Raw genomic sequence first — 9,733 nt, forward strand, 5'->3', positions numbered from 1 at the left:
ACGGAACGTTCCCGAAACGTTCACATCACACCCGGCCGTTCCGGTCACTCCTCGCGCATCCACTGCTCCATCACCGCCAGAAGATGATCGGGGTCGACCGGCTTGGTGACGTAGTCCGAGGCGCCCGACTCGATGGCCTTCTCCCGGTCGCCCTTCATCGCCTTCGCGGTCAGCGCGATGATCGGCAGCCCGGCGAACTGCGGCATCCGGCGGATCGCGTTGGTCGTCGCATAACCGTCCATCTCCGGCATCATGATGTCCATCAGGACGACCGCGACATCGTCGTGCTGCTCCAAAACCTCGATGCCCTCCCGGCCGTTCTCCGCGTACAGCACCGACAGGCCGTGCTGCTCCAGGACGCTGGTGAGCGCGAAGACGTTGCGGATGTCGTCGTCGACGATCAGCACCTTCTCCCCGCCGAACCGCATGCCCCGGCGCGGCTGCGGGGACAGCGCCTCCTGCTCGGCGAGCACCGGCCACGCCTCCACCGGCGGAGCCCCCCGGCGGCGGCGCCGGAAGAGCGCCGCGGCGCCGTTCTGGGTCTCCTGGTACGACTTCACCTCGGCCGGCGTCTCGATCTCCACGCCGGACGCCTCCAGGGCCAGGTGCTGCGAGGCGACCAGGTCCCCGGCCTCCAGCTGGGGCACGGACTGCTGGTAGCCCTGCGGCGGCAGCTCGCTGGGGTGCAGCGGCAGGTACAGCGTGAACGTGGAGCCACGGCCCGGCTCGCTCTGCGCGTGGATCTCACCGCCCAGCAGCTGCGCGATCTCCCGCGAGATCGAAAGACCGAGGCCCGTACCCCCGTACTTGCGGCTGGTCGTTCCGTCGGCCTGCTTGAACGCCTCGAAGATCACCCGCATCTTGCTGGCCGCGATGCCGATGCCGGTGTCGGTCACCGAGAACGCGATCAGCGGCGCGTCCGGATCACTGAGCGAACCGGTCTCCAGCAGCTGCTCCCTGATCCCCACCGGAACGTCGCCGCTCGCCGGCCGGATCACCAGCTCCACCGAGCCGGAGTCGGTGAACTTCACCGCGTTGGACAGCAGGTTGCGCAGCACCTGCAGGAGCCGCTGCTCGTCCGTGTGCAGGGTGGCGGGCAGCTCCGGCGAGACCCGCACCGACAGGTCCAGGCCCTTCTCCGCGGTCAGCGGCCGGAAGGTGGCCTCCACGTAGTCCACGAGCTGGACGAGCGCGATCCGCGTCGGGGAGACGTCCATCTTGCCCGCCTCGACCTTCGACAGGTCCAGGATGTCGTTGATGAGCTGGAGCAGGTCCGAGCCGGCGCCGTGGATGGTCTCGGCGAACTCCACCTGCTTCGGCGACAGGTTGCCCTCGGCGTTGTCGGCGAGCAGCTTGGCCAGGATCAGCAGCGAGTTGAGCGGCGTGCGCAGCTCGTGCGACATGTTGGCGAGGAACTCGCTCTTGTAGCGCATGGAGACGGCCAGTTGCTCGGCACGCTCCTCCAGGACCTGCCGGGCCTCCTCGATCTCGGTGTTCTTCACCTCGATGTCCCGGTTCTGCTGGGCCAGCAGCTCGGCCTTCTCCTCCAGTTCGGCGTTGGACGCCTGGAGGGCCTTCTGCCGGTTCTCCAGCTCGGCCGACCGCTCCTGGAGCTGCTCGGTCAGCTCCTGCGACTGCTTCAGCAGCACCTCGGTCTTGGTGTTGACGGAGATGGTGTTGACGCTGGTCGCGATCATCTCGGCGATCTGGTTGAGGAAGTCCTTCTGGATCTGCGTGAACGGCGTGAAGGACGCCAGCTCGATCACGCCGAGCACCTTGCCCTCGAACAGCACCGGAAGCACGATCACCTGCGCCGGCGGGGCCTCGCCGAGCCCGGAGGAGATCTTCAGATAGCCGGTGGGCGCCTTCTCCACCAGGATCGTCCGCTTCTCCTGCGCGGCCGTCCCGATCAGCGCCTCACCGGGCCGGAACGACGTCGGCATGGAGCCCATCGAGTAGCCGTACGACCCGAGCATGCGCAGCTCGTACGCGTCCTCGTCCTCGGCGTTCGCGTCCTTGCCGTCGACCAGCGGCATCGCCAGGAAGAACGCGCCGTGCTGCGCGGTCACCACCGGCGTCAGCTCGCTCATGATCAGGGAGGCCACGTCCACCAGGTCGCGGCGGCCCTGCATCAGCGCGGAGATCCGGGCCAGGTTGCCCTTGAGCCAGTCCTGCTCCTGGTTGGCCACCGTGGTGTCGCGCAGGTTGGCGATCATCTTGTTGATGTAGTCCTGGAGTTCCTGGATCTCGCCGGACGCGTCCACGTCGATCTTCAGGTTCAGGTCGCCGCGGGTCACCGCGGTCGCCACGCGCGCGATGGCACGCACCTGCCGGGTCAGGTTCCCGGCCATCTCGTTCACGGACTCGGTGAGGTCCCGCCAGGTGCCGTCCACGTCACGCACGCGTGCCTGCCCGCCGAGCGCACCCTCGGTGCCCACCTCGCGGGCGACCCGGGTGACCTCCTCCGCGAAACTGGACAGCTGGTCGACCATCGTGTTGATCGTCGTCTTGAGTTCGAGGATCTCGCCGCGCGCGTCAATGTCGATCTTCTTGGTCAGGTCGCCCTTCGCGATGGCCGTGGTGACCATCGCGATGTTGCGCACCTGGCCGGTCAGGTTGGACGCCATCTGGTTCACCGACTCGGTGAGGTCCTTCCACGTCCCCGCCACACCCGGTACGTGCGCCTGGCCGCCCAGGATGCCGTCGGTACCCACCTCGCGGGCCACCTTGGTGACCTGGTCGGCGAACGAACTCAGCGTCTTCACCATCTGGTTGATGGTGTCCGCCAGCTGGGCCACCTCGCCGCTCGCCTCGATCGTGACCTGCCGGGTCAGGTCCCCGTTGGCGACCGCCGCCGAGACCTGGGAGATGTTCCGCACCTGCATGGTCAGGTTGTTGGCCATCTGGTTCACGTTGTTGCTGAGGTCCTTCCAGATGCCCGTGACACCCGGAACCCGCGCCTGGCCGCCCAGGATGCCCTCGGTGCCCACCTCACGGGCCACCCGGGTCACCTGCTCGGCAAAGCTGGACAGCTGATCAACCATGGTGTTGACCGTCGTGACGAGCTCAAGGATCTCGCCCTTCGCGTCAACAGTGATCTTCTTCGACAGGTCGCCCTTCGCGACCGCGGTCGTGACCTCGGCGATGTTGCGCACCTGGATGGTCAGGTTGTTCGCCATGAAGTTCACGGACTGGGTGAGGTCCTTCCAGGTGCCCGCCACCCCCTGCACCTCGGCCTGGCCGCCGAGGATGCCCTCGGTGCCCACCTCGCGCGCCACGCGCGTGACCTCCTGGGCGAACGACGACAGCTGGTCGACCATCGTGTTCAGGGTGTTCTTCAGCTCCTGGATCTCACCGCGCGCGTCCACGGTGATCTTCTGGGAGAGGTCACCCCGGGCCACCGCGGTGGCCACCTGGGCGATGTTGCGCACCTGGGCCGTCAGGTTGCCGGCCATGCCGTTCACGGAGTCCGTCAGGTCCCGCCACACACCGGCCACACCGGGCACCTGCGCCTGACCGCCCAGCCGTCCCTCCGTACCCACCTCACGGGCCACCTTGGTGACCTGGTCGGCGAAGGCGGACAGTTGATCAACCATCGTGTTGATCGTGTTCTTCAGTTCGAGGATCTCACCCCGGGCGTCGACGTCGATCTTCTGCGACAGGTCGCCCCGCGCCACCGCCGTCGTCACCTGGGCGATCTGCCGCACCTGCGAGGTCAGGTTGCCGGCCATGAAGTTGACGGAGTCCGTCAGCTCCTTCCAGGTGCCCGACACGCCGTCCACGCGCGCCTGGCCGCCGAGGCGGCCCTCGGTGCCCACGTCCCTGGCCATCCGCGTCACCTGGTCGGCGAAGCTGGAGAGCTGGTCCACCATCGTGTTCACGGTGTTCTTCAGCTTCAGCATCTCGCCGGAGACGTCGACCGTGACCTTCTGCGACAGGTCACCGTTCGCCACCGCCGTCGTCACCTGGGCGATGTTGCGGACCTGACCGGTGAGGTTGCGGAATGCAGTGTTGACCGAGTCGGTCAAGTCCTTCCAGGTACCGGCCGCTCCGGGCACCTGCGCCTGGCCGCCCAGTTCACCCTCGACCCCGATCTCCCGCGCCACCCGGGTGACCTCGGCACCGAACGACGACAGTTGATCAACCATGCCGTTGACGGTGTTCTTCAGCTCCAGCATCTCGCCGGCCACGTCGACGGTGACCTTCTGCGACAGGTCACCGTTGGCCACCGCCGTCGTCACCGCGGCGATGTCGCGCACCTGGGTGGTCAGGTTCCGGAACACCGTGTTGACGGAATCCGTCAGGTCCTTCCAGGTACCCGCCGCGCCCGGCACGTTCGCCTGCCCGCCGAGCCGCCCCTCGCCACCGACCTCGTTGGCCACGCGCGTGACCTCGTCCGCGAAGATCCGCAGCGTCTCGGTCATCTGGTTGATCGTCTCGGCGAGCTGCGCGACCTCACCACGCGCCGGAACGGTCACCTTGCGGGACAGGTCACCGTTGGCGACCGCGGTGGTCACCTCCGAGATACCCCGCACCTGGGCCGTCAGGTTGCCGGCCATGGTGTTGACGGAGTCGGTGAGTTCCTTCCACGTACCCGCCACACCCGGCACGTTCGCCTGGCCACCCAGGATGCCGTCGGTGCCCACCTCGCGGGCGACCCGGGTCACCTCGGAGGAGAACGCCGACAGCTGGTCCACCATCGTGTTGACGGTTTCCTTCAGCTCCAGCATCTCGCCGGCGACCTGGACCGTGACCTTCCGCGACAGGTCGCCCTTGGCGACCGCCGTCGTCACCAGCGCGATGTCCCGCACCTGCGCCGTCAGCCGGTACGCCATCGTGTTCACCGAGTCCGTGAGGTCCCGCCACGAACCGGACATACCTCGCACCCGGGCCTGACCGCCCAGCTTGCCCTCGGTGCCCACCTCACTGGCCACCCGCGTGACCTCGTCGGTGAACGTCGACAACTGGTCGACCAGGTTGTTGACGGTCCGGCCGACCTTCAGGAACTCACCGCGCAGCGGATGCCCGGCCCCGTCCGCCGACGGCGACCGCAGCTCCATACGCGGCGACAGATCGCCCTCGGCCACCGCCGTCAGGACCCGGCCGACCTCGGAGACCGGCCGCACCAGGTCCTCGACGAGGGCGTTGGAGTTGTCGACGGCAGCCGCCCAGGAGCCCTCACAGGCGCCCGTCTCCAGCCGCTCCGTGAGCTTTCCCTCACGTCCCACGACACGCCGTACCCGCGACAGCTCACCCGTGAGGTGGAGATTGCGGTCGGCCACCTCGTTGAAGACCGCCGCGATCTCCGACATCACGCCGTCCCCGGACACCGTGAGCCGCTTGCGGAAGTTGCCGTCCCGCATCGACACCAGCGCCACCAGCAACCGGTTCAGGGAAGCCGTGTCCACCGCGGTGGTCCCGTCACCGCCCCGCTGCCTGCTCAGGGACGGTCCGCCTTTCGCGCGCGCCTTAGTGCCCCGCGCCGCTGCGCCAGACTCCACTGTGTCCCTCCCGCAGGGGTCGACCGTTACTGCTGTGCTCGGACACCGCCATACTCGGCGTACCGCTTACTCCGGCGTACCGGTTACTGCTGGGTATTTCTGCCGGACGAGATCCGGCCACACCAGGGGCTGCTGCCCGCCCTGCACACAACGCATTCGGGCTGACCGGACCTTCGTCACAAGCTTGCCCAGTGTTTCACCCTCGCCGAACCAGGCCATAACAGTTCGGCAGCTTCGCACATCGTCCGCACACCCTGGGGGCGTAAACACTGGCGACCGGCATCCGCTCGGACGGCGAAGGTAAGTAACCTTGCATGCGGCTGTCCAGCCGCACCGGTCCGTCCGGCCTGGGCGGTGGCACGAGAACGAGCGGGCATTCGGAGGGGCGGCCGCAGACCATGACCACCGGAGTGATCCCCGGGGGACACAACCCGGAGCCACGGCCCACGGGCGAGCGCATGCCGCAGCAGCGGCACCAGCCCGGCCAGGCGAGCCCGCATGTCGAGACCCGGTCGAGGAGTTCTGTGATCACCGCGCGCGCGGCCGCCACCTTCGAGCCCGTCGGGCGATCGGTCGCGACCGCCCGGTCCTTCGTCCGCGACACGCTCCAGGGCTGGGGCTTCGCTGACGTCGTCGACGACGCCGTGGTCCTCACCAGCGAACTCGTGACCAACGCCGTGGTGCACGCCGGTACCCACGCCGACGTGCTGTGCCTGCGCACGGACGACGGGGTGCGCATCGAGGTCGCCGACCGCTACCCGGAACGCGAGGTCCCGCTCCAGGGCTCCGCCGTCAACATGGGCAGCCCCGACCGCGAAGGCGGCCGCGGACTCCAGCTCTGCGCGGCCCTCGCCGCCCGCTGGGGCGTCGAGTACACGTCCACGCACAAAAATGTCTGGTTCCAGCTGGATCTCCCGGAGCGTCCGGTCGGCACCCGCGCGGCCGGCCCGTCCCTCCCCGCCGACCTGCTGCCCCTCGCCGACGGCCGGGTCCGGGTCGCGGTCGTCCAGATCGACCGCAAGGGCTCCATCTCCGCCTGGAACGAGGACGCCGAGGAGATCTTCGGCCACACCGCCACCGAGGTCACCGGCAAGCCGCTCACCGACCTCGCCGCCTGGCCGCACACCCCCGGCACCGGCACCGGCATCGCCGAGGCACTCCAGCTCTCCCGCTGGGAGGGCAGCTACGGCATCCGCGGCGCCGACGGCCGCGTCACCCCCGTCTACGCCTCGCACCTGCGCGTCCGCGACACCGGCGGCGAGCCCTCCACGGTCTGCCTGCTCGTACGCGACCACGAACGGGCCGTCCTCCAGACCCCGTTGCGCCTCCCCGCCTCGGACGCCGGCGGCTCCTCCGACGGCCAGAGCAGCGACCCCTTCGAGGTGTTCATCGGCTCCCCCGCCCCGGACGACCTCGACGGCCTCCTCCAGCGCACGGTCGAACGCGCCCGCGACATGCTCGACGGCGACTCCGCGTTCCTGCTCCTCGCCACCGACGACGAGACCGAGTTGGAGGTCCGCGCCTCCACCGGCCTCCCGTCCGCCCGTCAGCGCTTCGCGCGCGTCCCCGTGGAAGCCGGCCCCGGCCGCTACGGCTCGGCCCGCATGCCGGCCGTACACGACGATCTGGCGGCCGTTCCGGGCGCGGTCCCCCTCCTGGCCGGCACCGGCATGCGCTCGGTCGTCACGGTCCCGCTGAAGGTCGAGGGCCGCCTCACCGGCTCCCTGGGCGTCGCGGCCGAGGCACCGGGCAGATACTCCAACGAGGAGGCACTGCGCCTCCAGTTCGCCGCCGACCGCATCGCCCTGGCCGTCGAGTCGGCCCGCCTCGGCGAGCTGGAACGGCTGCGCCGCGGCTCGCTCAGCTTCCTCGTCGAGGCCTCCGACCTGCTCGCCGGCACCCTGGACCGCGACCAGACGCTCGCCCTGATGGCCCAGATGACGGTCCCGACCCTGGCCACCTGGTGCGCCGTCTACACCATCGCCGACCAGGCCTCCGACCCATACTTGTCGTACGTCCTGCACGAGGACGAGGAACTCATCGACGGCATCAAGTCGTTGCTCGCCAAGGTGCCCCCGCCGGACCCGGTACCCACCCCGGGCGCCCGCGTCTGGACCGCCCCCGGCGAGCACGCCCACCAGGCCGCCCTGCGCAGCTCCATGCGCAGCCTCGGCCTGACCGGCGGCCCCACCCGCCAGGTCTCCGCCGGCATCGGCCCGACACTCGCCACCGCCTCCGCCGTGGGCGGCGAGACCGTCGTCCTCCCCCTGGTCGCCCGCAACCGCGTCATCGGCATGCTCACCCTCGGCAAGCCCACCGACGAACACTTCCGCCAGGAGATCCTGGAGCTGGCCGAGGACCTGTCCCGCCGGGCCGCCCTGGCCCTGGACAACGCCCGCCTGTACTCCGAGCGCACGGCCATCAGCCAGGCCCTCCAGCGCAGCCTCCTGCCCCCGGGCACCCCGCACATCGAGGGCATGGAGGTCGAGGTCATCTACCGCGCGGCCGGCGAGGGCAACGAGGTCGGCGGCGACTTCTACGACGTCTTCCCCATCGACGACAACGCGTACGGCTTCGCCATCGGCGACGTCTGCGGTACGGGCCCCAACGCGGCCGCGGTGACCGGCCTCGCCCGGCACGCGCTCCGCCTCCTGGCCCGCGAGGGCCTCAGCGGCCCCGCGGTCCTGGAACGCCTCAACTCGGCCATCCTGGACGAGGGAGCCCGCAGCCGCTTCCTGACCCTCCTGTACGGCGAGATGCGCCCCCAGGAGGACGGCAGCGCGGAGATGAAGGTGGTCTGCGCCGGCCACCCGCTCCCGCTGCGCCTGCGTCAGGACGGCACGGTCGAGGCCGCCGCCGAACCCCAGCCCCTCCTCGGCGTCATCGAGGACCTGGAGCTGTACGAGCAGACGGTCACCCTCGACCCGGGCGACGTCCTCCTCTGCGTCACCGACGGCGTGACGGAACGCCGGGAGGGCACGCGCATGCTCGGCGACGACGGCCTCGCGGACGTTCTGACGACCTGCACGGGCCTGACGGCGGGCGCGGTCGCCGCACGCATCATGCGCGCGGTGGAGCGCTTCGCGTCGGACGCCCCGTCCGACGACATGGCCATTCTGGCGATGCGGGTCCCCGGCCTTCAGAAGGACTGAGAGGGCAGGGGAAAGAGGGCATGAGAAAGGCCCCGCCCAAACGGGCGGGGCCTTTTCACTGGAGCCCCCAAACGGAATCGAACCGTTGACCTTCTCCTTACCATGGAGACGCTCTGCCGACTGAGCTATGGGGGCCTGTCGCCTTTTCGGGGTTTCCCCCGCGGCAACGGAATAGATCATACCCCGAACAGACCCGAGTTCCCAAACTCGTTCAGAAGGCGGGCTGAAGCAGTCCGCCGAGGGCATTGCAGGCGGACACGATCCGCTGCATCTCCCGCTTCGTCAACGCGGCGTCCACAGGCAGCGCGAGCGTCTCGTCCGCGGCCACCTCCGTTTCCGGCAGCGAGACACAGCGCCGGAATTCCGGCAGCCGGTGCACCGGCGTCTTCACCGGCACCCTGCAGTCAACTCCCTTGCCCCGCAGGGCCCGAGCGAAGGCGTCCCGGTCGGGCCGGCCGTTCCCCGGCACCCGCACGACGTACTGCTGGTAGGTGTGCCCGTCGCCACCGTCCGGCGTCCGCACCCCGCGCAGCTTCGCATCGAGGTAGGAGGCCCGCTGCCGTCGCTGCGCGATCTCGTCGTACGGAGCCTCGGACTCACCCTGCTCCAGCACCAGCAGTCCGTGCCGCTGCCCCAGCTCACGCAACCGCCTGACGTCGGCCCACCGTCCGAACCGGTGCACGACAACGACCGCTGCGGAACGGGCGGTTACGGCCGCCTCCACCGCCGTCACGTCGAGGCAGTAGGTCAGCGGATCTATGTCGGCGAACACCGGGAGCGCACCGGCCAGTGTCACGGCCTCGGCGACCTCGACGTTCCCGAAGGCCGGCACGATGACCTCGTCGCCGACTCCGACACCGGCGGCCCTGAGCATTGCAGCAGTACCCATGCTGGGATGCTCGGCGCGGAACGTGAACGACACGTTACGCAAACCAAAAAAGGGTTGGACCCGGAACCGAAGTTCCAGATCCAACCCTTTGAAGAATTGTTCGGCGGTGTCCTACTCTCCCACAGGGTCCCCCCTGCAGTACCATCGGCGCTGTAAGGCTTAGCTTCCGGGTTCGGAATGTAACCGGGCGT

3 protein-coding genes, 1 tRNA gene and 1 rRNA gene are annotated in these 9,733 nt (G+C 69.3%); 1 reads left to right on the top strand and 4 read right to left on the bottom strand.

Annotated features, from left to right (window positions below; translation table 11 throughout):
* Positions 1-44: 44 nt before the first annotated feature.
* Positions 45-5,501, bottom strand: a complete 5,457-nt coding sequence (locus ACIQVL_RS40695; RefSeq protein WP_403439443.1) for a HAMP domain-containing protein — start codon at positions 5,499-5,501, stop codon at positions 45-47.
* A 398-nt stretch (positions 5,502-5,899) separates the two neighbouring features.
* Here ACIQVL_RS40695 and ACIQVL_RS40700 point away from each other — a divergent pair, with 398 nt between their 5' ends.
* On the top strand, positions 5,900-8,653 hold the full coding sequence (locus ACIQVL_RS40700) for a SpoIIE family protein phosphatase (protein WP_403477947.1): 2,754 nt from the start codon (positions 5,900-5,902) through the stop codon (positions 8,651-8,653).
* 59 nt (positions 8,654-8,712) lie between these two features.
* Here ACIQVL_RS40700 and ACIQVL_RS40705 read toward each other — a convergent pair.
* The 3 genes from ACIQVL_RS40705 to rrf form a co-directional block, all read right to left on the bottom strand.
* A tRNA-Thr gene (locus ACIQVL_RS40705) sits at positions 8,713-8,788 on the bottom strand.
* Positions 8,789-8,864: 76 nt separating this feature from the next.
* Positions 8,865-9,527, bottom strand: coding sequence for a DegT/DnrJ/EryC1/StrS family aminotransferase (locus ACIQVL_RS40710; protein ID WP_403439454.1), 663 nt, complete (start codon positions 9,525-9,527; stop codon positions 8,865-8,867).
* A 113-nt stretch (positions 9,528-9,640) separates the two neighbouring features.
* Positions 9,641-9,733 (bottom strand): 5S ribosomal RNA (gene rrf, locus ACIQVL_RS40715); the annotation flags it as partial.

It is taken from the genome of Streptomyces sp. NPDC090499 (assembly GCF_044769305.1).
Classification (GTDB): Bacteria; Actinomycetota; Actinomycetes; order Streptomycetales; family Streptomycetaceae; genus Streptomyces.

Excerpts from the sequence above, each read along its gene's own strand:
- ACIQVL_RS40700 (WP_403477947.1), top strand. The coding sequence starts at position 5,900 with ATGACCACCGGAGTGATCCCCGGGGGACACAACCCGGAGCCACGGCCC.
- ACIQVL_RS40710 (WP_403439454.1), bottom strand. The coding sequence starts at position 9,527 with ATGCTCAGGGCCGCCGGTGTCGGAGTCGGCGACGAGGTCATCGTGCCG.